The organism is Microbacterium sp. nov. GSS16 (assembly GCF_028198145.1).
In the GTDB taxonomy this organism is placed as follows: domain Bacteria; phylum Actinomycetota; class Actinomycetes; order Actinomycetales; family Microbacteriaceae; genus Microbacterium.
Genome location: NZ_CP116338.1, coordinates 40521 through 61955, shown reverse-complemented (window position 1 = coordinate 61955; position 21435 = coordinate 40521). Strand labels below are relative to the sequence as shown.

General features: G+C 68.9%; 21 protein-coding genes. 6 read left to right on the top strand and 15 right to left on the bottom strand.

The genetic code is table 11. The annotated features are described in order from the left end of the window. Window positions 1-57 precede the first annotated feature (57 nt). On the bottom strand, window positions 58-1716 hold the full coding sequence (locus tag PGB26_RS00310) for a thiamine pyrophosphate-binding protein (RefSeq protein WP_271638322.1): 1659 nt from the start codon (window positions 1714-1716) through the stop codon (window positions 58-60). Between the two features lie 275 nt (window positions 1717-1991). On the opposite strand from PGB26_RS00310, the gene PGB26_RS00305 reads away from it, so the two are divergent. Further along, complete coding sequence (locus tag PGB26_RS00305) at window positions 1992-3143, top strand: YihY/virulence factor BrkB family protein (protein WP_271638321.1); 1152 nt, start codon at window positions 1992-1994, stop codon at window positions 3141-3143. Between the two features lie 30 nt (window positions 3144-3173). Here PGB26_RS00305 and PGB26_RS00300 read toward each other — a convergent pair whose 3' ends face one another. Continuing rightward, entirely contained in the window at window positions 3174-3989 is an 816-nt protein-coding gene (locus tag PGB26_RS00300; protein ID WP_271638320.1) for a class II glutamine amidotransferase, read from the bottom strand. 134 nt (window positions 3990-4123) lie between these two features. On the opposite strand from PGB26_RS00300, the gene PGB26_RS00295 reads away from it, so the two are divergent. Beyond that, a complete protein-coding gene (locus PGB26_RS00295) occupies window positions 4124-4633 on the top strand; it encodes a phosphoribosyltransferase (protein ID WP_271638319.1) in 510 nt (169 codons plus the stop codon). A 71-nt stretch (window positions 4634-4704) separates the two neighbouring features. Here PGB26_RS00295 and PGB26_RS00290 read toward each other — a convergent pair whose 3' ends face one another. From PGB26_RS00290 to PGB26_RS00255, 8 genes are all read right to left on the bottom strand, one after another. Then, entirely contained in the window at window positions 4705-6228 is a 1524-nt protein-coding gene (locus PGB26_RS00290; RefSeq protein WP_271638318.1) for an ATP-dependent DNA ligase, read from the bottom strand. Between the two features lie 327 nt (window positions 6229-6555). Beyond that, the gene (locus tag PGB26_RS00285; RefSeq protein WP_271638317.1) at window positions 6556-7326 is read right to left on the bottom strand and encodes an enoyl-CoA hydratase/isomerase family protein; all 771 of its coding nucleotides are present in this window, start codon (window positions 7324-7326) and stop codon (window positions 6556-6558) included. Window positions 7327-7402: 76 nt separating this feature from the next. Next, window positions 7403-8566 (bottom strand): 1,2-phenylacetyl-CoA epoxidase subunit PaaE, encoded by a 1164-nt coding sequence (paaE, locus tag PGB26_RS00280; RefSeq protein WP_442922994.1) that lies wholly within the window; start codon window positions 8564-8566, stop codon window positions 7403-7405. A 13-nt stretch (window positions 8567-8579) separates the two neighbouring features. Then, window positions 8580-9116, bottom strand: coding sequence for a 1,2-phenylacetyl-CoA epoxidase subunit PaaD (gene paaD / locus PGB26_RS00275; protein ID WP_442922993.1), 537 nt, complete (start codon window positions 9114-9116; stop codon window positions 8580-8582). 62 nt (window positions 9117-9178) lie between these two features. After that, window positions 9179-9955 (bottom strand): 1,2-phenylacetyl-CoA epoxidase subunit PaaC, encoded by a 777-nt coding sequence (gene paaC, locus PGB26_RS00270; RefSeq protein ID WP_271639697.1) that lies wholly within the window; start codon window positions 9953-9955, stop codon window positions 9179-9181. A 98-nt stretch (window positions 9956-10053) separates the two neighbouring features. Then, a complete protein-coding gene (paaB, locus tag PGB26_RS00265) occupies window positions 10054-10344 on the bottom strand; it encodes a 1,2-phenylacetyl-CoA epoxidase subunit PaaB (RefSeq protein WP_271638316.1) in 291 nt (96 codons plus the stop codon). Beyond that, window positions 10341-11318, bottom strand: coding sequence for a 1,2-phenylacetyl-CoA epoxidase subunit PaaA (gene paaA / locus PGB26_RS00260; RefSeq protein ID WP_271638315.1), 978 nt, complete (start codon window positions 11316-11318; stop codon window positions 10341-10343). The genes paaB and paaA overlap by 4 nt, the downstream gene beginning before the upstream one ends. Window positions 11319-11392: 74 nt before the next feature. Beyond that, a complete protein-coding gene (locus PGB26_RS00255) occupies window positions 11393-11812 on the bottom strand; it encodes a pilus assembly protein CpaE (RefSeq protein ID WP_271638314.1) in 420 nt (139 codons plus the stop codon). A gap of 85 nt (window positions 11813-11897) precedes the next feature. Here PGB26_RS00255 and PGB26_RS00250 point away from each other — a divergent pair, with 85 nt between their 5' ends. Together PGB26_RS00250 and PGB26_RS00245 are read left to right on the top strand one after the other, a co-directional pair. Continuing rightward, a complete protein-coding gene (locus tag PGB26_RS00250; protein ID WP_271638313.1) occupies window positions 11898-14009 on the top strand; it encodes a RecQ family ATP-dependent DNA helicase in 2112 nt (703 codons plus the stop codon). A gap of 189 nt (window positions 14010-14198) precedes the next feature. After that, a complete protein-coding gene (locus PGB26_RS00245) occupies window positions 14199-15656 on the top strand; it encodes an HNH endonuclease signature motif containing protein (RefSeq protein WP_271638312.1) in 1458 nt (485 codons plus the stop codon). A 7-nt stretch (window positions 15657-15663) separates the two neighbouring features. On the opposite strand, the gene PGB26_RS00240 is transcribed toward PGB26_RS00245, so the two are convergent. The 5 genes from PGB26_RS00240 to PGB26_RS00220 form a co-directional block, all read right to left on the bottom strand. Beyond that, window positions 15664-16221, bottom strand: coding sequence for a GrpB family protein (locus PGB26_RS00240; RefSeq protein ID WP_271638311.1), 558 nt, complete (start codon window positions 16219-16221; stop codon window positions 15664-15666). Then, a complete protein-coding gene (locus PGB26_RS00235) occupies window positions 16218-16652 on the bottom strand; it encodes a hypothetical protein (protein WP_271638310.1) in 435 nt (144 codons plus the stop codon). The genes PGB26_RS00240 and PGB26_RS00235 overlap by 4 nt, the downstream gene beginning before the upstream one ends. A gap of 156 nt (window positions 16653-16808) precedes the next feature. Then, window positions 16809-17426 carry a DUF4166 domain-containing protein gene (locus PGB26_RS00230; protein WP_271639696.1) on the bottom strand — a complete coding sequence of 206 codons (618 nt, stop codon included), beginning with the start codon at window positions 17424-17426 and terminating at the stop codon, window positions 16809-16811. A 62-nt stretch (window positions 17427-17488) separates the two neighbouring features. Continuing rightward, window positions 17489-18097 carry an SRPBCC family protein gene (locus tag PGB26_RS00225; RefSeq protein WP_271638309.1) on the bottom strand — a complete coding sequence of 203 codons (609 nt, stop codon included), beginning with the start codon at window positions 18095-18097 and terminating at the stop codon, window positions 17489-17491. A 56-nt stretch (window positions 18098-18153) separates the two neighbouring features. Then, window positions 18154-19560: a S41 family peptidase gene (locus PGB26_RS00220; protein WP_271638308.1), complete on the bottom strand. Its 1407-nt coding sequence runs from the start codon at window positions 19558-19560 to the stop codon at window positions 18154-18156. A 194-nt stretch (window positions 19561-19754) separates the two neighbouring features. Between PGB26_RS00220 and PGB26_RS00215 the strand changes: the two genes are divergently transcribed. Together PGB26_RS00215 and PGB26_RS00210 are read left to right on the top strand one after the other, a co-directional pair. Next, on the top strand, window positions 19755-20324 hold the full coding sequence (locus PGB26_RS00215) for a TetR/AcrR family transcriptional regulator (RefSeq protein ID WP_271638307.1): 570 nt from the start codon (window positions 19755-19757) through the stop codon (window positions 20322-20324). After that, the gene (locus PGB26_RS00210; RefSeq protein ID WP_271638306.1) at window positions 20321-21322 is read left to right on the top strand and encodes a DMT family transporter; all 1002 of its coding nucleotides are present in this window, start codon (window positions 20321-20323) and stop codon (window positions 21320-21322) included. The genes PGB26_RS00215 and PGB26_RS00210 overlap by 4 nt, the downstream gene beginning before the upstream one ends. Window positions 21323-21435 lie beyond the last annotated feature (113 nt).

The window sequence follows — 21435 nt, the reverse complement described above, 5'->3', positions numbered from 1 at the left end:
CCACGGTCGGCTCCTGCGTTTCGCGTGGTCTCCTGCGTTTCTTGCGAGGACGCCGCGTCAGGAGTTCACGCGGATGATCTCCTCCTGGTACGGGGCGATGACCGCGCCCGAGATGCGCAGGTCGAGCACGAGGAAGCGGCGCTCGACCGGATCCTCGGATGCCCAGCTGCGCAGCCGCTCGAGGTCGTCGAGCGTGCGCACGACGACGCCCTCCGCGCCGACGGCTGCGGCGAAGGCGGCGAAGTCGACCTCGGGGATGAGCATGGGGCCCTCGGCGAGCCCCTTGAGGCCGTAGAGGTTCACCTCGGCGCCGTAGGCGGCGTCGTTCCAGATCACCGCGATGCCGCGACCGCCGGCCGCGCGCACGGCGGATTCGAGGTCGGCGATCGCCATCAGGCCGCCGCCGTCGCCCGAGGTCAGCACGATGGTCTGCTCGGGTCGCGCGCGGGTGGCGCCGACCACGCTGGGCCAGCCCTGGCCGATCGACTGGAAGGCGGTGCCGACCATCATCATGCGGTCGGGCGCTGCCACCGGCCAGTACATGTTCGCCCAGCCAATGAAGTGGCCGCCGTCTGAGACGACGACGCGGTCCTCCGGCAGCAGCTCCGCGATGCGGCGCGCCGCCGAGCGAGGGTCGAGGCGCCCGTCGGCGGCGAGATCATCGCCGTCCGCGTACGCGCGGGCGGCCTCGACGTCGGCCGTCTCGCGCCAGGGGGCGTGCGCGGGAGCGGATGCCGGGGTGCTGAGCCGCTCGACGAGCGCCTCAGCGGCAAGACGGGCATCGGCGCGCACGAAGCCGCCGACATGGGCGTGGGTCGCCGCCGGCGCCACGTCGACCTGGAACACTCGCGTGCCGGGCGCGAACAGCTCACCGAAGCGCATCGTGAACTGGTTGAGCGACGCACCGAAGACCACGGCGACATCGGCCTCGCGGATCAGCTGCATGGCGCCCTCGGCGCCGAACCCACCGGTCACTCCCAGGTCGTACCGGGTGTCGGGGAAGACACCTCTGCCCAGGGCAGTGGATGCGGTGAGCGCCCCGGTCGACTCCGCGAGGGCCCCCAGGGCGTCGCGCGCGCCGGCGAGCCACGCGCCGCGGCCGGCGAGCAGGAACGGGCGCTCGGCCGAGCGCAGCGCGTTCGCGATGTCATCGAGCATCCCGTCGGCGAACTCGCCGCGGGGCGCGAGCGGCGCGGGGATGCGCGGCACCGGGGCCGGCGCGACGGCGCCCGCCTCGAGCGAGGCGACGTCGTAGGGGATCGCCAGCACGACGGGCACGCGGTAGGTCAGGGCGTGCTCGATCGCGATGACGGTGGTCGCGGCGGCGTCGGCGTGCCCGGTCGTATAGGTGCGCGCGCCGACGGCCGATGCCATGGCGATCTGATCCACATCCCACGGGCGCGGGCCCGACGTGGGCTCGTCGCCGACGACGAGCACGAGCGGCACGTGCGCCTGCACGGCCTCGGCCAGCGCCGTCAGGGTGTTCGTGAACCCCGCACCGTACGTCGAGGTGGCGGCGGCGATGCGACTGGATGCGCGGAAGTGCGCATCGGCGGCGACCACAGCGCCCTGCTCGTGGCGGACGGCGGTGAAGACGGCGTCGGTCTGCTTCTCGAGCGCATCGAGGAAGTACGCGTTGCCGTTGCCCATCACGCCGAAGACGTGGTCGATGTGCTGGGCGAGGGTGAGGGCCACGTGGGCGGAGACGGTGGGCATGGTGAAGCGCCTTTCAAGACAGGAACGGAGGAATCCGTATGTGTCTCGCGCCTCGTCGCGGAGTGCTTCGTGCCCCTTTTTCGAGCACCGGCCTGAGGGGCCGGACTCTCCGATTCTATCCGGCGCACCTGCGCGGGTGAACGCTCGCCCGCGCCGAAGGATAGCCCCCGCGCTGCGATGCGTCGAGGTCGTGGTGGCGAAAGGCTCAGCGGTGCAGAGTGGATCGCTCAGCAGCACGACCGCAGCAGCACGACCGCACCACCACGGAGGGCACCATGTCGGGAAACCTGGAGCAGCCCGCGTCGCAGGGCGATGCGCAGACCAGCACCGCGAAAGAGCGGCAGGCGCCGCCACCCGACGACGCGCGCAAACCGCAGACCCCGCCCGAGATCGACAAGCCCTCGTGGAAGTACGCGCTCAAGCGCGCCTTCTCGGAGTTCCTGCGCGACCGGTGCACCACGCTCGCCGCTGCGCTGACGTACTACAGCGTCCTGGCGATCTTCCCCGCCCTGCTCGCCGTGGTCTCGCTGGTGGGGCTGTTCGGCCAGGCCGACGAGACCACCGACCTCCTGCTCAGCGTCCTTGGCCGCGTGGCCGATGATTCCGTCGTTCAGGTGCTGCGTCAGCCGATCGAGCAGCTCGCTCAGTCGAACACCGCAGGCCTCGCGCTCATCATCGGTCTGGCCGGCGCCATCTGGTCGGCCTCGGGGTATGTCAGCGCCTTCTCGCAGGCGATGAACACCGTCTACGAGATCGATGAGGGTCGTCCGTTCTGGAAGCTGCGCCCGATGGTGCTGCTGCTCACCGTCATCCTGCTGATCATCGCGGTGGCGATCGTGCTGCTGGTGATCGTCTCCGGACCGATCGCCGAGGCGATCGGCGAGACGATCGGGCTCGGAGAGGTGGCGCTCACCGTGTGGAGCATCGCCAAGTGGCCGGTCATCGTGCTGCTCGCCATCCTGGCCCTGGCGATCCTGTACTACGGCAGCCCCAACGTGAAACAGCCGAAGTTCCGCTGGATGAGCCTCGGAGCGTTCGTGGCGCTGGTGATCATGGTGATCGCCTCGCTCGGCTTCTTCTTCTACGTGATCAACTTCAGCAACTACCAGAAGACCTACGGCAGCATCGCCGGCGTCATCATCCTGCTGCTGTGGCTCTGGATCGTGAACCTGTCGCTGCTGTTCGGCGCGGAGTTCGACGCCGAGATGGAGCGAGGACGTCAGCTGCAGGCCGGGATCGAGGCGGAGGAGAGCATCCAGCTGCCGCCGCGCGACGACCGGCAGAGCAAGAAGATGCAGGAGAAGGAGCAGAAGACCATCGAAGAAGGTCGACAGCTGCGACTGCGCGCGGAGAACGACTCCCGCGCCGATGACGACGACCGGCGCGGTGGGGACGCCAGGCGCGATGAGGACGCGCCGAAACGCTGATCGCAGGTCGTCGATCTAAGCGGTGGGCGTCTAGCCGTGCAGGGCGTGCTCTGCGGCGAGGTCGAGCGTCGACGCCGAGCGGTCGTCGAGCCGGATCGCGGTGACGGTCTCGGCCGGCAGGGGAGTCCAGCCGTCGCCGGCGACACCGGTCGATCCGACCGAGATCGTGCCGTCGGCGCCTTCTCGCCAGCGCAGCGCGAAGTAGTCCTCGTTGTGCTCGCTGGGCAGCACATCGGCCAACGGGGCGAGGCGGGAGAGATCGTGATCGGTGAGGACGCTGGTGGCACTGGCGTGCACGACGACGAGCTGGTCGGCATCGAGAACCAGGGCATTCAGGCTGGCGAGCGGGAACAGCTCTCGCAGCATCGTCGCGACTCGCGTCGTCGCCTCGTGCAGGCCGAGTCCCTCGGCCACCTTCTCGCGGATGAGCGCGAAGTACATCTCGCTGTCGGTGGTGCCGGTGAGTGTCGCGACGCTCTCGGCCGAGAGCAGTGACCGCAGCTGCTCGAGCGGCTTGATCGAGCCGTTGTGCGCGAAGGCGATGCCGTCGGCTGTGAAGGGGTGCGCGTTGCAGTCGAGCACGGGCAGCCCGGCGGTGGCCCACCGCAGGTGCACGATCGCCGCGCGGCACTCGGCATCCATCGCCTGATCGAACGCCGGGTCGCCGATGGCGGATCGTGCCGAGCGGTGCGCCGCAGGCGGCTGCCCGGGCGCGCTCACGCCTGCCCAGCCCCAGCCGTCGCCGTGCAGGCGCGCCAACGAGAGCAGGCTCTCCATCCCATCTCGGCCCAGCTCACGGCGGGCAGCGGAGCGATCTGATGAGACGAAGGCGAACAGGCGGCACATGACGGAAAGACCTCGGAAATCGGGATGAGGGATGCGGCGGGCGACGCGATCCCTCCTTCGTTTCTACCTCATTCCGGCTGAACAGGCGCGGAATCCGTTGGCTCGGCATGGCATCGGTGTAACAGAATGGAGCGGTGACTGAGGCAGACATCGAGCGCGAGACGCTCACCTGGGACGGATTCGGCGACGCGACACGCGAGCTCGCACGAGACATCATCGACAGCGGCTTCGTGCCCGAGGTCGTCGTCGCGATCGCCCGCGGAGGTCTGCTGCCGGCCGGTGCCATCGCCTACGGCCTCGGCGTGAAGAACTGCGGTGCGATCAACATGGAGTTCTACACGGGGATCGGCACGGTGCTCGATGCACCCGAGGTGCTGCCACCCGAGCTCGACATGGAGTACCTCGACGGCCGGCGCGTGCTGCTCGTCGATGACGTCGCCGACTCGGGCCGCACGCTCGCCCTTGCCGTGCAGCTGCTGAAAGAGAAGGGCGCCGACGTGCGCTCGGTGACGATCTACACCAAGCCCTCGACGATCATCCAGCCGGACTTCGCCTGGAAGGACACCGATCGCTGGATCGACTTCCCGTGGTCGTTCAAGGGCACGGTCGTCGAGGAGGATCAGGGGCTGGCGCCGTCGGCGTGAGGCGTTTCGACTCGCTTCGCTCGCTCAACGACCGGGTGTGGATGCCCGAGGCGTGACTCGTGGCGTCGCGATCAGCCGCGCAGCAGCGACCTGAGCGACTGGATGGTGTCGGCCTCGTTCGCCGTCTTGTCGGTGCGGTAGCCCTTCACCCGCGCGAAGCGCAGCGCGATGCCGCCCGGGTACCGGGGCGAGCGCTGCACGCCGTCGATCGCGATCTCGACGACGGTCTCGGGCCGCAGGAACACGGTGCTCGCCGTGCGGCGGGTCTCGAGCGAGGGGAAGTTCTCGGTCTGCCAGCGCAGCAGGTCGTCGGTGAGTCCCTTGAACGTCTTGCCGACCATGACGAACTCGCCCGGCTCGCCGAACTCGCCCTCGGGATCGCGGGCACCGAGGTGCAGGTTCGACAGCATCCCGGTGCGCCGGCCCGATCCCCACTCCGCGCCGAGCACGACCAGGTCGTAGGTGAGCACGGGCTTCACCTTCACCCACGACTTGCCGCGGCGCCCTGCGGAGTACGTCGATCCGACGGCCTTGACGAGCACGCCCTCGTGGCCGGCTGCCAGAGCCTCGCGCGAAAGCCGCTCGGCCTCATCGGCGTCGTCGGTGACGACGCCGGGCATCCGCCACTCGCCGGCGACGCGCTCTAGCTCGGCCAGCCGCGCGCTGAGCGGCTCGTCGATGAGGTCGCGGCCGTCGACATGCAGGATGTCGAAGAACCACGGTCTCAGGGCCAGTTCACGAGCGACGTCGGCTCCGAAGCGCGACATCGTCTCCTGGAAAGGACGCGGGCCACCATCCTCATCGAGCGACAGCGTCTCGCCGTCGAGGATCACGTCGTGCGCGGGCAGCGAACGCACGATCTCGACCAGCTCCGGCACGCGATGCGTGACGTCGGCGAGGCTGCGGGTGTAGACGCCGACCTCATCGCCGCGGCGGTGCACCTGGATGCGCGCGCCGTCGAGCTTGTACTCGACCGACGCGCGGCCGGTGATCCCCAGCGCCGCCGTCGGCGTGGCAGCGGTGGACGCGAGCATGGGCATCACCGGTCGACCCACGGTCAGGCCGACCGCCTCGAGATCGCTCTCGTCGCCGGTCAGCGCGATCACGGCGGTCTCGCCGAGATCGCCGGAGAGCATCGCTGCGCGGCGGACCGAGGCCGCAGGTCGTTCCGAGGCGCGGGCGATCGCGTCGAGCAGGACGCCCCCGAGTGCTCCGGTGCGCAGCTCGCCCATCATCGCTCTGGAGAGCAGATCCCATTCCGCGGCGGTGCACCGTGCGGCGAGCTCGTGCAGCACGCTCTGCCGCGCGGCCGTCGAGCCGGCTCCGGAAGTCGCGGCCAGGGCATCCAGCGCATGATCGACCTCTGTGATCGTGAGCGTCGCCGCTTCGGCATGAGCGAGGTCGAGGCCGGCGAGCGTGCGCCAGCCGACGCCGAGCCGGCCCTGCCGGGGTGCGGCGAGCAGCAGCCCGATCAGCGGGCGCAACTCGTCTGACGGCGCGGCCGCCAGCAGCCGGGCGAGTGCGTCGATCTTGGCCAGACGGGACGACGTGGCAGAGACCTCATCGGTCGCCGAGAGCAGCTCGGAGAGCATCATCCCGGCATCCTCCCACCGGCCGCCGACACGGATGCAGGGGGTTGCGCGTACCGGCGTTTCCCACCGTCGGGCGAGGCGCGGGATGGCAAACGCTGGTGGCGAACGCTTGGTACCGGTGTCTTCCGTCTCTTCAGCGAACGCGAGATGGAAAATGCCGGCGGGGGATGCTCGGTACCGGCGTTTCCTACCCGCCGGGCGAACGAGGGATGGAAAATGCCGGCGGGGGATGCCGGGTACCGGTGTTTCGCATCTCTTCAGCGAGCGACGGATGGGAAATGCCGGCGGGGGATGCCGGGTACCGGTGTTCTCCGTCTCCGGCAAGCCGGATCAGCGTCCGCGGAACTCGGGCTTGCGCTTCTGCTGGAATGCGGCGAAGCCCTCGCGGTAGTCGTCGGTATCGCAGAGCGCGGCCTGCGCGGCGTTCTCGAGATCGATCGACTCCCAGAGCGCGAGCCGCTCGTCGCGGATGCGGGCGATCAGGCGCTTGCTGGCGAGGAACGCCGCAGTCGCCCCGCGGGCGGCGGTGCGCGCGGCATCCTCGGTCGCCGTCCGCACCTCGTCGTCGGGGAAGACGCGGGAGAAGAGACCGGATGCCACCGCCTCGGCGCCCGACATCAGCCGTCCGGTGTAGATGAGATCGAGCGTCTTATGGGCCCCCAGCCGCTCGGCGAACAGGGCGTGACCGCCGGAGTCGAGCGTCGCGCCGAGGGCGGCGAACGGCGAGCCGATCTTCGCCGACTCGGCGACGTAGACCACGTCGGTGGCGATGAGCAGGCCGAGCCCGACGCCGAGGCACGCTCCGTGCGCGGTGGCGAATGTGGGCGCGGGGAACGCCGCCATGCGCTTCAGCAGCGGGGTGACGATGTCGCCGAGAAAACCGATGACGTCGTCGTCACGCGGATCCACCGCCGAGATGTCGCGCCCGGCACAGAACGCGCGCCCCTCACCGCGCAGCACCAGGGCGCGCACGCCGCCCCGCTCTGCCTCGTCGTACGCCGCGCTCAGCTCGCGCAAGGCGTGCTCGTCGAGGGCGTTGAGCCGCTCCGGCGCGTTGAGGGTGATCCGGGCGACGTCGTCTGCGATCCGGACGTCGATCATGCGCACTCCTTGTGGTTGGTTCCCTGAGCCTGCCGAAGAGCTCGACCCAGTCGAAGGGCGAGGCCCTGTCGAAAACTCACACGTCGTAGTCGACGACGAGTCGGTCGCTGGTGGGATGGGACTGGCAGGTGAGTACGTAGCCGCGCTCGAGCTCGTCGGGCTCGAGCGCGTAGTTCTCGGTCATCGTCACGCTGCCCTCGCGCACCCGAGCACGGCAGGTGCCGCACACTCCGCCGGAGCAGGCGTACGGGGCATCCGGTCGCACCCGCAGCGCGGCGTTGAGCACCGATTCGTGCGCGTCGACCGGGCTCTCGACGCTCGACGAGACGCCGTCGAGGTTTATCTCGATCCGAACCGTCTTCTCGCCCTGGCGCACGTGCACCCGGCGGGGACCCCGCTCGGCGACGGCATCCCCGGTGGTGAACAGCTCGAAGCGCACATGCTCACCGGGCACGCCGACATCGGCGAGCACCTCGCGGCACAGGTCGACGAGCGCGAACGGCCCGCACAGGAACCACTCGTCGACGGTCGACGGCAGGATCAGCGACTCGAGGATGGTGCGCAGCTTCTGCTCGTCGATTCGGCCCGAGAGCACCGGGGCCGTGCGCTGTTCACGCGAGAGCACGTGATGCAGCACGAGCCGGGTCGGGTAGCGGTCTTTGAGCTCGGCGAGATCCTCGAGGAACATCACGTCGCTGGTAGACCGATTCGTGTACAGCAGGGTGAAGCGCGTCGTGTCGGATGCCGCGAGCAGGGTGCGCGCGAGTGCCATCATCGGCGTGATGCCCGAGCCCGCGGCGATGCCGACGACGTGCGTGCCCTCCAGTTCGTCGAGTCCTGAGGTGAAGTTGCCCTGCGGGCTCATCACGTCGATCTGGAATCCGGGAGTCAGCTCGGTCTGCGCCCAGGTCGAGAACAGACCGCCCTCGTCGCGCTTCACCGCGACGCTGAGGCTGGTGGCGCCGTTTCGCACGGGTGCGGGTGGGCGGCACAGCGAGTACGAACGGCGCACCTCGGTGCCCTCCAGCTCCACCCGCAGCGCGACGTACTGGCCGGGGAGGTAGGCGTACTCGTCGGCGAGATCGGCCGGGACGGCGAAGGTCACCTCGATGGCGTCATCGGTGAGGCGGCGCACGTCCGAGACGGTGAGTGTGTGGAACCGTGCGCGGTGCCGGTCGGCGCAGAGCGGCGTAGCATTCGCGTCGCGGGTGGCGGCGACGGGCATCCGGAACAGCGGCATCAGATCGCCTCCATCAGATCACCTTGAAGTGGTCGAAGGGCTCGAGGCAGGCGCGGCATTCGTACAGCGACTTGCACGAGGTCGAACCGAAGCGCGACACCTCGCGGGTGTCGAGAGAGCCGCACCGGGGGCACTTCACCGCGAGGGTCACGCGGATGGGCCCCTCGCGATGGGCCGCGCTGCCCGACGGCGGGGCGATGCCGTACTCGACGAGCTTGCGCTTTCCGTTGTCGCTCATCCAGTCCGTCGTCCAGGCGGGCGAGAGCACGAGGCGCACCTCGACGTCGGCGAAGCCGTCGGCGGTCAGCGCGAGGACGATGTCGTCGCGGATGGCGTCCATCGCCGGGCATCCGGAATAGGTGGGAGTGATGTCGACCGTGACGCGCTCGCCATCGAGCCGCACGTCGCGCAGCACGCCGAGGTCGGCGATGGTGAGCACGGGGATCTCGGGGTCGGCGACCGCGGCCGCGACCTCCCGCGCGCGAATGGCGCGGTGAGTGGGGCGCTGAACCTGCCCCGGCCCCTGAGCCTCCCCGGGTTCCTGGGCCACCCCGGGACCCCGAGCCCCCCTGGGTCCCTGGGCATCCCTGGGGCCCTGAGTCTGTCGAAGGGTCACCATGTCGCCCCCGGATGCCGCCGGGCGAGCACCTGCATCTCGGCGAGCAGGTGACCGAATGGGGTGGCGTGCGAGCCGCGGCGGCCGCCGGCGCGGGATGCCTTCGCATCGGGCGTCATCAGGCCGGCCTCGGCGAACACGGTCTCGACCACGGCGTCGAAGCCGGCGCGCAGGGTCGACGGCCGCACCGCGACTCCTTCGAGGCGGTCGATCAGCGGCTCATCGCGGAACAGCTCGTCGACGTACGGCCACACGTCCGTCAGTGCTCGGATCATCTTGCCGCGCGAGAGCTCGGTGCCGCCGGCGAGACGCAGCACCCATTGCACGGCGTGGTCGCGGTGGTAGTCGACCTCTTTGAGCGACTTCGCGGCGATCGCGGCGAAGGTCTCATCCGTCGACCCGCGCAGTGCCGAGTACAGCTCGTACATGTACGTCGAGGCGATCAGCTGCCTCGCGATGGTCTGGGCGAAGTCGCCGTTGGGCTGCTCGACCAGCCATGAGCTGCGGAACTCCGGCTCATCGCGGAAGAACGCCAGATCGTCCTCGCTGCGTCCGTCCCATGAGCCGGCGTAGCGCAGCAGCGAGCGCGCGTGCCCCAGCAGGTCGAGGGCGATGTTGCCGAGCGCGACGTCCTCCTCCAGTTCGGGGGCGCGTGAGATCCACGCGCCGAGCTGCTGCGAGAGGATGAGCGCGTCGTCGCCCAGCCAGAGGGCGTACTCGGCCACGTCGGCCGAGGGGGCGCGATTCTCGCCGCCGGCGAGTTCGGATGCCAGGTGCCGTTCTTCTACGGAGACGTGAACGTCGTCGTGGGGAGGCGTGGGCGTTTCGACGCGCTTCGCTGGCTCAACGACCGGGGTGTGGACGTCGGCGCTCACAGGTGCGGCACCCCCTCCGACGCCGTGTAGTACGTGGCGTGCCGGTAGTTCTTCCCCTCCGAGCTCTCGAAGAAGGCCTCCTTGGCATCCGGATCGCTGGTCGTGATGGCATCCGCCGGCACCACCCAGATCGACACTCCCTCGCCGCGGCGGGTGTAGAGGTCGCGGGCGTTGCGCACGGCCATCTCAGCATCCGGAGCCACGAGCGATCCGACGTGCACATGGCTGAGTCCGCGGTTCGCGCGCACGAACACCTCCCAGAGGGGCCAGGCGGTCTGATCGGTCATGACGCCACCTCCTCTCGCAGCGCGCGCGTGCGGGCGTACTCCGCGGCGGCCTCGCGCACCCACGCGCCCTCCTCGTGCGCCGTGCGGCGGCGCTCGAGGCGTTCGGCGTTGCACGGGCCGTTGCCCTTCAGCACCTCGAAGAACTCGTCCCAGTCGATCTCGCCCATGTCGTACCGCTGGGTCTCGTCGTTCCACCTCAAGTCGGGGTCGGGCAGTGTGATCCCGAGGATCTCGGCCTGCGGCACGAGCATCCCGACGAAGCGCTGACGCAGGTCGTCGTTCGAGAAGCGCTTGATCTTCCACTTCATCGACTGCGCCGAGTTCGGCGACTGGTCATCCGGCGGGCCGAACATGGCCAGGCTCGGCCAGTACCACCGGTTCACGGCATCCTGCGCCATCTCGCGCTGCTCATCGGTGCCCTGCATGTGCGCCAGCAGAATCTCGAATCCCTGCCGCTGGTGGAACGACTCCTCCTTGCAGATGCGAACCATCGCCCGCCCGTACGGTCCGTACGACGCGCGACACAGCGGCACCTGATTGACGATCGCGGCGCCGTCGACCAGCCAGCCGATGGCGCCCATATCGGCCCATGTGGGGGTGGGGTAGTTGAAGATCGATGAGTACTTCGCCTTGCCCTCGATCAGCTGGCGCATCATCTCCTCGCGCGTGGTGCCGAGGGTCTGCGCGGCCGAGTAGAGGTAGAGCCCGTGGCCCGCTTCGTCCTGCACCTTCGCCATCAGGATGGCTTTGCGCTTGAGGCTGGGCGCGCGGGTGATCCAATTGCCCTCGGGCTGCATGCCGATGATCTCGGAGTGCGCGTGCTGCGAGATCTGCCGGATCAGCGTCTTGCGGTACGCCTCGGGCATCCAATCGCGCGGCTCGATGCGCTGCTCGTTCTCGACCAGGTCGTCGAAGCGCCGTTCTTGTTCGGAGGGTGCATCGTGCACGAGGGAGAGGTCTGCGGGACTGGTCATCATCGACTCCATCGGTTTACTGACCGTTCGTTTGGTAATTCTCGCATGCGGGAGTCGGGCGATCAAGGCAGGTGTCAGCGAGCGCGGCGCAGCAGGGCGAGCAGAGCCTGTCCGTATGCTTCGGCGGGTTCCGGATGCTCGAAGCGCAGGCGCTCTCCGGTGATCTCGATCTCTACGGCGAAGGCGTCGGTCAGCCGCTGCAGTGAGCGGAACGTGCCGCGCAGCAGCTCGCGCAGCTGATCCTCGCGCGGCAGCCACACGGCCTCCGTCAGCTGCACGGCGTCGAGGGCCCATTCGGTCGTGCCGTTGAAGGCGAGATCCGTACCCGAGGGTGTCGCGCGCGCCTCGATCGTCATCTCGCTGACGGTGAAGATGTCGGCCTCGGCCTCGAGCTCGATGTCTTCGGGCAGATCGAGCGCGAACCGGTCACCGCTGGCCGGATGCCAGACGAGACCGTTCTCGCGCAGGGTCACGGCCAGTTCGCGGCTGATCATGTCTCTACGGTAGGCGACGGGCGGATGCCCTGGGATGTGCTTGCGGGCTCGCGGTCGTGTCGGCGGGGTGCGGCAGAGTGGATGCATGGCCTCATCGACCTCGACCGACATCCGTGATGCCGCGCTCGCAGCGCTGCGCGAGCTCGTCGGACGGCCCGACGCGGCGTTCCACGACGGGCAGTACGAGGCCATCGAGGCGCTGGTCGCCGAGCACCGCCGGGCGCTCGTGGTGCAGCGCACCGGGTGGGGCAAGTCGGCGGTGTACTTCGTCGCGACGCTGCTGCTGCGCCGGCAGGGCGCGGGACCGACCGTGCTCGTCTCGCCGCTGCTGGCGCTGATGCGTGACCAGATCGCGGCGGCCGAGCGAGCCGGTGTGCGGGCGGTGGCGATCAACTCGACGAACGCGCATGAATGGGCCGACGTGATCGCCAGGCTCGACCGCGACGAGGTCGACGTGCTGCTCGTCTCGCCCGAGCGGCTCAACAACCCCGCCTTCCGCGAGAACCAGCTGCCGGCTCTGGTGCGCCGGATCGGGATGCTCGTGGTCGACGAGGCGCACTGCATCAGCGACTGGGGGCACGACTTCCGTCCCGACTACCGGCGCCTGCGCGAGCTGATCGCCGAGATGCCTGCCGGCGTCCCCGTGCTGGCGACGACGGCGACGGCCAACAGCCGGGTCGTCGCCGACGTGGCCGAGCAGCTCGGCGGCACCTCGCCGGCTGATGCCGGGGTTCTGACGATCCGCGGGCCACTGGCCCGGGCATCCCTCCGCCTCGGCGTGCTGCAGCTGCCCGGGTCGGCGCAGCGGCTGGCCTGGCTGCTCAGTCACCTGAACGATCTGCCGGGCTCGGGCATCATCTACGCGCTCACGGTGTCGGCCGCGGTCGACACCGCCCGACTGCTGCGCGAGCAGGGGCACGCGGTGCGCGCCTACACCGGGCAGACGGATGCCGACGAGCGTGAGGAATCCGAAGGGATGCTCAAGCGCAACGAGGTCAAGGCGCTCGTCGCCACCAGCGCGCTGGGCATGGGCTTCGACAAGCCCGATCTCGGCTTCGTCGTGCACCTCGGCGCCCCGTCGTCACCGGTCGCGTACTACCAGCAGGTCGGGCGTGCCGGGCGCGCGAGCGACAGCGCCGACGTTCTGCTGCTGCCGGGCGTCGAGGATCGCGACATCTGGCACTACTTCGCCACCGCGTCGATGCCCGATCGCGAGCGCGCCGAGCGCGTGATCGCGGCGCTGGGCGATCAGCCGCTGTCGACTCCGGCGCTCGAGGCGATCGTCGACATCCGACGCACGCCTCTCGAGCTGCTGCTGAAGGTGCTCGATGTCGACGGCGCAGTGCGGCGGGTGCAGGGCGGCTGGGTCGCGACCGGTCAGCCGTGGGTGTACGACGCCGAGCGGTACGAGCGCATCGCCGCCGAGCGTCGCGCCGAGCAGCAGCACATGATCGAGTATCAGCAGACCGACGGCTGTCGCATGGAGTTCCTGCAGCGCTCCCTCGACGACGACACGGCGGCTCCGTGCGGTCGCTGCGACAACTGCGCCGGGCCGTGGTTCCCGGCCGAGATCGGCTCGGAGGCCGGGGCCGCGGCATCCGGTGCACTTGACCGCGTCGGCGTGCCCATCGAAGCGCGCAGGCAGTGGCCCACCGGCGGCGACCGGGTCGGCGTTCCGGTGAAGGGGCGCATTCCCGCCGACGAGCAGGCGGGGGAGGGGCGCGCGCTGGCGAGGCTCACCGACCTCGGCTGGGGAGGGACCTTGCGGCAGCTGTTCGCCGCCGGGACTCCGGATGCCGAGGTGAGCCCTCAGATTCTCGACGCGTGCGTACGGGTGCTGGCCGGCTGGGGCTGGGAGCGGCGACCGGTGGCGGTCGTCGCGATGCCGTCGCGCTCGAAGCCGCTGCTCGTCGACTCACTGGCGCGCGGGATAGCGGACATCGGGCGGCTGCCGTACATCGGAGCGCTCGACTTCGCGAGCGGCGGGCCGAGCGGCGAGCCGGGCGGCAACAGCGTGTTCCGCCTCGCCGGTCTCTGGGAGCGCTTCAGCGCCGACGGCCTCGCCGTGCCCGACGGGCCGGTGCTGCTCGTCGACGACCAGGCCGACAGCCGCTGGACGCTCACGGTCGCGGCCCGCGCGCTGCGCCGTGCCGGGGCGAGCGAGGTGCTGCCCTTCGTGCTGGCGCTGCGGGGCTGACCCCGCTGTGGTCCACCGCCATCCGCGAGACTTCTGTTCCAGCACGAGACGGCCCGCGCGGAGCACTGTCTCGTGCTGGAAGGCAAGTCTCGCGTGGCCGGGCGGGTGTCCGCTGCTCTCTCCGAAAAGTTTTCCTGATCTGGGGAAATCGAGCCCGCGAATGTCGGTGGCCCTCAGCAGAATGGAGGTATGAACAGCCCCGCCGATGCACTCGCTCAGGTCGCCGCCGACCTGCGTGATCTGCTGTCGGGTGACGCCCTCGCGGGGCTGTCGGATGCGGAGCGCGCGGAAGCGCTCGCGGGGTTCGGTGAGATCTCGCGGCTGGCAGATGCGGGCATCGTCGAGACCGTCGCGACCGCCGACACCGAGTTCGGGCATCGGTTCGGCTGCCGCGGCATGAATGAGATGCTGCGACGGGCGGCACTGGTCGACGCGCCCTCCGCAGCGCGGATCATCCGGGCGGCGGAGGCCGTGCAGCGTGAGACGAGTCTGGTGTCGGGGGAGCGGATGCCGGCCCGTTGGCCCGCCCTGCGCGAGGCGCTGCTCGACGGTGCGGTCGGCGTCGCCGGTCTGCTCGCGTCCGTCGCGCCGCTGGAGCGTGGGCGGGATCGGATCACCGTCGAGCAGCGGATGTGGGCCGACGCGAACCTCGCCGCATTCGCCTGCGGCGACGACCTCCCCGGCGACCACGACGACCACGACGACGTCGACCACGGTGATCGCGGGCACGCGCCCCGGGCGTCGGCGGAAGAGCTGAAGCAGTTCGCGTCCGCTCTCGCGATCGCCCTCGACCCAGACGGCGCGGAACCGTCAGACGAGCGGGCCCAGGCGCGCCGAGGGTTCACGATCGGCCGGGTGCGCGACGGTCTCCACCCCGTGCGGGGAGCCCTCACCCCTGAGCTGGCCGCACAGTTCCAGCTCATCGACGACGCCTACAACAACCCGAAGGTCGGCGGCGCTCCCGACACCGGCGTCCGCTTCACCTTCGACGACGACCCCGCCAGCGACGACGAGTTCAACACCGACCCTCGCAACGTGATCGATCCGCGCACCCCTGCGCAGAAGCGACACGATGCGCTCGCCGCCGCTCTCGGCATCGCCGCCCGACACAGCGAGATGCCCTCGCTCGGCGGTGCAGCCCCGACTCTGGTGGTGCACGTCGACGCCGCAGATCTGGCAGCCGGCACCGGCTGGGCGACCCTGCCCGGATCCGAGACCGCCGTTCCGCTGCACGTGGCGACCCACACCGCCTGCACCGGAGCAGTGCAGCGCGTGCTGTTCGACGAAGGCCGCATCGTGGGGATCACGACCACCGACCGGGTGTTCACGGTTCACCAGCGCCGGGCGATCGTCGCCAGAGATCGGGAATGCCTGATTCCCGGATGCCATGTCCCGGCGACCTGGTGCGAGATCCACCACGTCGTCGAGCACGCCCGGGGCGGCCCGACGCATACCGACAACGGCGTGCCGCTCTGCTGGTGGCATCACCGATCGCTCGGGCAGTCTGGGTGGGAGATCCGCATGAACGGCGGCCTCCCGCAGATCCGCGGACCGGCCTGGTGGGACGCCGAGCAGAAGTGGCGCACGCCGAGACTGTCCACCCTTCACGAGCGGCGTCGCCGCCGCGGCGGCGTGCTACGGATATGAGCCGACGTCAGTCCCGGTCGGAAGCGCTGCGGGCGGCGGTCGACTTCTCGACCGCCGCCAGGATGAACGACTCTTTGCCCGCGTTGTAGTCCGCCCGCTCTGTCACGGTGGCGGCGAGATGCCGCTTCAGCCGCTCGTAATCCCTGGCCAGCGTGGGATCGCCGCGCAGAGCGTCGCGGAAGGCGAGGTGATCGCGGGCCCACGCCGAGTTCACCTCGCAGACGTGGATGTGCACCTCACGCACCCGCCCGGCCGGCGGCCGGAAGAAGCGGAAGTCGGCGCCGCGCGCACGCAGAACCGTGCCCACGCTCTCGAGCGCGAGCGCATACGACGATTCATCCGACAGATCGGGCACCTGCACCTGAATGTCGATGACGGGCTTGGCAGCCAGCCCCGGCACGGCGGTGGATCCGACGTGGTCGACCCGCACCGGAAGTGGTGAGAGCACCTCCGTCAGGCGCTCCTCCCACAGCCGGCCGATCTCAGGCCATTCATCTGACCAGCTCTGGATCTCGATCGCCTCGCCGATCGGCTGGTCGAACCACTCGACATCCGGGTCGCTCATCTTTCGGACTGGCCTTCCACCGTCCACCATGCGACAGCCACAAGACAGAGACCGTCGTCTGTGTCGCGGTAGAACACGTCGCCCGGGTACTCGACGCCCGGGGCCACGCGGTCTTCGGACAGCGACAGATTGATGCTCCACTGCGGATCGAGAGCAGCGAACTGTTCCCAGTACTCGGGAGCGAACCTCTCGGGTTCCTCGGCGGAGAGCCCTTCCCAGTCCGCGGGTTCTCGGAGTTCGGGATCTGCTCCGTTGCACACGAAGCCGCTCGCGTCGCCCTGCGCGGCTGCTTCGATCAGCCTCTCTGTGGTCGAGATCGTGGTCGCACCATCCTGTCCCCAGATGAGGCTGTCCATCCCCGCGCATCCCGAGAGCCCGATCACCGAGGCAGTCGCAATGGCGGCCGAGACAGCTCTCGTCGTTCGTCCCATGGGCTCAGAGTAACGATCCAGTATGCGGCGGCTGTCACCGAAGCGCCCCCTCGTTCAACGTCGGCGATCGAAGTGCTGCGACGATCGGCTTGAATTCGCTCACTTCATAGGCGGACGGCAGGCCGCCGAATCCCTGACAACCGCCGTCTGGATGCGTCAGAGCCGCCGCTCGTGTCGTCGTGGCTTCAGCCGGTCGGGGGCATCGGTCGCGGGCGGGAACTCGCACGTGAACCAGCCGTCGTAGCCGAAGAGGAAGCCGAAGATTCGGTTTCGCACTTCGAGTGAGATGTGGAAGGCGCCCTCAGCCTCGTCGTAGCGCTCGTGGAGTTCGGCGCGACCCGAGAACAGCATGGGGAACCGGAACGCGATGGGCCCCTCGTAGAAGCGCTGCTCATCCGACCGCAGAACGAGGCCACCGTGCTCGTCGACTTCGAGGTGCAGATCGACGGCGAGGTGCTGGTGCGTGCCGAGGTAGTCCACGATCGTCGTACGGTCAGGGTCGAGCACCATCGTCGCGTCGAACCGCGCCGGCCGTCGTCGCGCACGATACTCGCGAACGAACGTCACCGTCTCTCGACCGTACGGGTCGAGGTACGGGTAGTTCTCGATGACGAATGGCACGTTCGCGCCGGTGTCGGCGACGAGGATGTGGCGCAGCCGACCGATCAGCAGAAACGGAACCGTCCACCATGGGCCTCGGCGGATTCGGCTCATGGTCCCGCGTCCGACGCATCCGTAGCCGTTCGCCACCGAGACCCCGAACCGCTGCTGCATCATGGGATGCAGACGTGCGAAGGCTTCGTCTCCGAGCGCTGCCCGGAACATCGGAGTGCCGCTCACGAGACGCTGACCTTCTGCAGCGTCTGCGGAGCATCAGCCATCGCGCCGTCACGCGGTGGGACGGTGCGACACCGCGAGGCGCGGGGTCTGCCCGAATGCCAGAACCACACGACCGACAGCAGGGGCCACCGATTCGGTTCTTCGCCGCGCTCGGCCCAGATGCGCAGTCGGTCGAAGCTCCATGCGGTCATCCAGAGGATCGCCGGCCGCATCACCAGATCGGCGACCCGTCCCCAGCCCGGCTGATAATCGTAGCCGGTGATGAATCGCACGCCCTCGGCGGTCGGCACATACCGCCAGTACCCGCGGCCGCTGCGCAACGGCGACAGGCGGTCGTCGGTCGAGAACGCCAACGCGGACGTGCGGATGCCATCGTCGCGGGTCTTCTCTCCGAGCGACACGCCCTCGCCCCGGATCACGTGCAGCGGCAAGGCCCGCTCGTACCGGAACCGCGACCGGCCCGCCGAATCAGAGCCGGTCGGCTCGATCCTGCTGAAGCGCAGGTCCCATCGCGGATGGAGGTCTGGATCCTGCGTCAGCGCCCAGACCGTCTCCACATCGGCTCGGATGAGCACCTCGACATACAACGCCTGCGACCGACGCATGCTCGACCCCCGACCGCTGTTCGCCGACACTCTGACACTCGACGCTACACGGGACGTCAGCCGCGGTCGGGCCGGATGCCGCGGAACTCCACCGGGTTGCCCTGCCGGTCGTACGTGATCGCAGTGCTGATCGTCAGGTCGACGCCGGGAAGCAGTGGCACCCGGCGCGGGCGCCCAGAGCCGCCTCCCGACACCGAACCGCTGACTCTCACGTGGTCGAGTCCTTGCAATCCGAGCACGAAGTCCTCGCTCGCGCTGTAGGTCATCGAATCGATGAGGATCTCGGTTCTGCCTTCCCAACGGCGCCGTTCGCTCGGTTCTGCCCATCGCTCCGCTCGTGGCGCGAGGCCGCCTCGGCCGTCGGTGAAAGTGACGTACCCGATCTTCGTTCGCTCACGAAGGAAGCGGTCGCGCAGGTCAGTCGCGAGCAGTATGGACCCGCCCGTGTTACCTCGCAGATCAATGATGATCCGATCCGACCGTGCCGTCGACGCGATGACGTCATCGAACACGGAATGCAGATCCAAGTGAGAAGCGAATGCTCGCACACGGATGCAGGTGCTGCCGTCCTTGTCATCCTCCACCTGCACCGCGTTCTCGAGCGTCAGGGGAACCGCAGCCTCTTCCCACTGGGTCGAACGTGTGCCGGAGGGGTCGTGCGCGCGGTAGATGCGGTGCGTTCCCCGGATGCCCATGGCCCGCCTCGCGCGCACCTCCGCCAGTTGCTGCGGGGTCGCACCCACGGTTCTCATCAGTCGATCGATTTCGTCGACCGTGACAACCCACCCCGCGCGCACGCCGGCTTCCCACGCGGCACTTTGACGGGGTACGTCGGTCAGATGCACGCCGTCTGCGTGTAGCATCCCGCGGTAGTCAGGATTGAAGGTGTTCGACGCGGATGTCCGGATGCTCGTGTGCGCGTCTCCGAGCTTCGCGACCCAGGCCGCGGCCATGTCCGCGAAGCCGGACGGCGACACCTCGTCATCGAGGTGTTCGTCGCAGATGGACTCCCAGTCGAGCCCGCGAAGGGCGAACGACGGATAGGTGTTGGCGATCTCAGCGCGAACGACGTCGATCGCATCGGTCACAGTCGCCGCGGGTGTGACGACGACAGCGTCGCACCCGGTCCGGCACAGTGTGTGGAGGGCATTCATGGTCGCGAGCAAGTCCGATTCGGTCGCCACTACGGATGCCAGCCGGGCTCCCGACTGCCACTGCAACGTCGGAGCGGAGCCGACTTCTACCGGCGCTTCCACCACCCAAGCAGGATCCTCGTCAGAAGCAATCCGGAAGGCGACTTTTCGGCCCAGCACTGCCTCGAACTCCTCCTTCTCATTCGCGATGAGTCGCAGCAGGTTCTCCGTCAGCGTCAGTCCTGACAAATCGATGACGAACTCACCCGAGCCGGGTTCAGTGTCGGCACGCCGAACCGCTGAGAGTTCGGAGGATCGCGGGGTAGTCACCCTTCGATCGTCACATGAGCGGTGCAGAGATCGTGGGGTCACGGTCCGAAAGGCACCGCAACATGGTCTGGACCCTCAGCCACGAGAACAGTCGCCACAGGCGCGGTTCCTTCGCAGGCTAGGTGACCGCGGCTCGCGAGCTCCGCTAACGCAGCTCCTCTAGGTAGATTGGTCTACCTAGAGAGGGGTGGCGCATGCCTGATGAGATCACCGCACGCACGAGATTGTTGGACGCTGCGGCGCGGCTGTTCTACGCAGACGGGATCGCGGCCACGGGGATCAACGCGATCACCGCCGCGGCAGGGGTGGCGCGGATGAGTCTCTATAACAACTTCACATCGAAGGACGAACTGGTGCTGGCCTACATCGAGGCCCGCCACGAGGAGTGGCTAACGCTCTACACATCGCGAGCCGAGGATGTTGCTGATCCGAAGCAGAGTGTTCTCACTGTCTTCGATGCCTACATCGATCACGCGGAGCTGGGGTACGACCACGGTTTCCGCGGGTGCGGGCTGTTGAACGCTGCGGCGGAGCTGCCGGTGGGCTCGCCCGGTCGTGATGCGGTCCGACGCCATAAGGAGCAGGTCGAGCAGATCCTGTTCGATCACCTGAGCGCACTAACCTCGCCGTCTGAAGCTCGCGCGATGGCGGAGCACTGCTCGTTTCTTCTCGAGGGTGCCATGGCGCGCGCCGGGCTCGAGAGCAGCTCTCATCGACTGCAGCACGCTAAGAAGCTCGCCGCCCGCATGATTGGCGCTCGGTGAACCGGGGGCGTCTGGTCGGAATCGCAGCGATCACGGTCACGTCAGTGCTGTGGGGCACGACCGGAACGGCGGCGACGTTCGCACCCGGTGCGGGTCCTCTCGCGATCGGGTCAGCAGCGTTGGGTATCGGTGGCCTCCTACAGGCGGTGATCGCCGTGCCCGCGCTGCGAGCCGAGCGGACGGCGCTGTGCGCCCAGCGATGGATTGTGATCATCGGCGCGGGCGCGGTCGCGGTCGCGATCTATCCCCTCGCCTTCTATAGCTCCATGCACTCCGCCGGGGTCGCGGTCGGCTCGGTTGTGTCCCTCGCGTCAGCTCCGCTCGCCTCCGGAATCCTGGAGAGGGTTGTGGATCGACGACCACTGAGCCGATGGTGGATGCTCGCCGCGGCGCTGGGAGCGATCGGCAGCACGCTTCTGTGCGTAGCCAAGATCGAGGACCAGACCGGGTCGGCATTCGACACGGTTCTGGGCATTGCGCTCGGTCTGGTAGCCGGCATCACCTACGCCACCTACTCCTGGGCATCGCACCGGCTGATGAGCGGAGGCATCAGCCGAGGAGCATCAATGGGTGCCGTATTCGGCGGTGGTGGCCTTCTCCTCATACCGGTCCTCGTCCTCACCGGCGCCTCGCTTCTCGACTCCGGTCAGAACATCGCCGTCACCGCGTATATGGCGCTCGTCCCGATGTTCTTCGGATACCTGCTGTTCGGATACGGCCTCACCAAAGTGTCAGCAAGCACCGCCACGACCGTCACCCTCACCGAACCCGCTATCGCCACAGTCCTTGCCGTCCTGATCGTCGGTGAGCGTCTCACCGCTCTCGGATGGGCCGGCCTCGTCGTCATCGCGGGTGTGCTGGTCATCTTGGCTCTCGCACCCACCAACGCCGGTCCAATCTCGGATGCCGCCGAGATCAGCCGTCGACGCTCGCCTGAATCAGCCGCCCGGGCGGACAAGGCGCAGACCGAGGGCGGCAAGCCCGCCGTCGACGCGTGATCGAGCAGCGGACCCGGGCACTATCCCGGCTCGATCGCTACACATCAACTCAAGGCGAGCCCCTCGACACGTGGTTCCTGAGGACGTCGGGTATCTCGCGAAGGCTGCGCTGT

Coding starts and splice junctions, on each gene's coding strand:
- PGB26_RS00235 (WP_271638310.1), bottom strand. CDS start 16,652: ATGGGACGAACGACGAGAGCTGTCTCGGCCGCCATTGCGACTGCCTCG.
- PGB26_RS00215 (WP_271638307.1), top strand. CDS start 19,755: ATGCCTGATGAGATCACCGCACGCACGAGATTGTTGGACGCTGCGGCG.
- paaE (WP_442922994.1), bottom strand. CDS start 8,566: ATGCCGCTGTTCCGGATGCCCGTCGCCGCCACCCGCGACGCGAATGCT.
- PGB26_RS00255 (WP_271638314.1), bottom strand. CDS start 11,812: ATGATCAGCCGCGAACTGGCCGTGACCCTGCGCGAGAACGGTCTCGTC.
- PGB26_RS00225 (WP_271638309.1), bottom strand. CDS start 18,097: ATGCGTCGGTCGCAGGCGTTGTATGTCGAGGTGCTCATCCGAGCCGAT.
- PGB26_RS00305 (WP_271638321.1), top strand. CDS start 1,992: ATGTCGGGAAACCTGGAGCAGCCCGCGTCGCAGGGCGATGCGCAGACC.
- PGB26_RS00245 (WP_271638312.1), top strand. CDS start 14,199: ATGAACAGCCCCGCCGATGCACTCGCTCAGGTCGCCGCCGACCTGCGT.
- paaA (WP_271638315.1), bottom strand. CDS start 11,318: ATGACCAGTCCCGCAGACCTCTCCCTCGTGCACGATGCACCCTCCGAA.
- PGB26_RS00290 (WP_271638318.1), bottom strand. CDS start 6,228: ATGATGCTCTCCGAGCTGCTCTCGGCGACCGATGAGGTCTCTGCCACG.
- PGB26_RS00300 (WP_271638320.1), bottom strand. CDS start 3,989: ATGTGCCGCCTGTTCGCCTTCGTCTCATCAGATCGCTCCGCTGCCCGC.
- PGB26_RS00285 (WP_271638317.1), bottom strand. CDS start 7,326: ATGATCGACGTCCGGATCGCAGACGACGTCGCCCGGATCACCCTCAAC.
- PGB26_RS00310 (WP_271638322.1), bottom strand. CDS start 1,716: ATGCCCACCGTCTCCGCCCACGTGGCCCTCACCCTCGCCCAGCACATC.
- paaB (WP_271638316.1), bottom strand. CDS start 10,344: ATGACCGATCAGACCGCCTGGCCCCTCTGGGAGGTGTTCGTGCGCGCG.
- PGB26_RS00230 (WP_271639696.1), bottom strand. CDS start 17,426: ATGCAGCAGCGGTTCGGGGTCTCGGTGGCGAACGGCTACGGATGCGTC.
- PGB26_RS00240 (WP_271638311.1), bottom strand. CDS start 16,221: ATGAGCGACCCGGATGTCGAGTGGTTCGACCAGCCGATCGGCGAGGCG.
- PGB26_RS00250 (WP_271638313.1), top strand. CDS start 11,898: ATGGCCTCATCGACCTCGACCGACATCCGTGATGCCGCGCTCGCAGCG.